Origin of the sequence: Bacillus sp. EKM202B (genome assembly GCF_011066025.1) — a bacterium.
Classification (GTDB): Bacteria; Bacillota; Bacilli; order Bacillales; family Bacillaceae_G; genus Bacillus_A; species Bacillus_A toyonensis.
In genome coordinates this window covers 1-436 of sequence record NZ_JAAMNK010000106.1, presented here as the reverse complement: position 1 = coordinate 436, position 436 = coordinate 1, and the positions used below count along the sequence as shown (strand labels likewise).

The following is a 436-nucleotide window of genomic DNA, read 5'->3' as shown; positions in this document are numbered from 1 at the left end:
AGCACCTGCGGTTATCTAGGAAAATTACGAATATCCGAAATAACCATATCCATCAAGCAACAGCTACATTGGTGAAAGCCAAACCAATGAGGATTGTTGTGGAAGACTTATCTATCTCAAACCTGTTAAAAAACAAAAAACTATCGAAGGCACTTTCCTTTCAAAAATTAAACTTCTTCTTTCAATGTTTGTCATACAAGTGCGAGAAGTATGGCATTGAGTATGTAAAAGCTGATAAATGGTTCGCTTCAAGCAAGATTTGCTCATGTTGCGGAGTTAAATACGACCATTCAGTTCAACCAGAAGGACAGTGGAGTTTAAAGATTCGTGAGTGGCGTTGTGTTCCATGCAATAGCCATCACGATAGGGATGTAAATGCTTCGATAAATTTATCAAGATGGGTAAAATAAATGCTTGATAATAGGAGGTAACGATA

The 436-nt window shown here is 37.2% G+C and carries 1 protein-coding gene; it reads left to right on the top strand.

Features of this window, described 5'->3' with window-relative positions; genetic code table 11:
- A partial coding sequence (locus G9F74_RS29530; protein ID WP_165406439.1) for an RNA-guided endonuclease InsQ/TnpB family protein occupies positions 1–410 on the top strand: 410 nt, incomplete at its 5' end.
- Between the last annotated feature and the right edge of the window lie 26 nt (positions 411–436).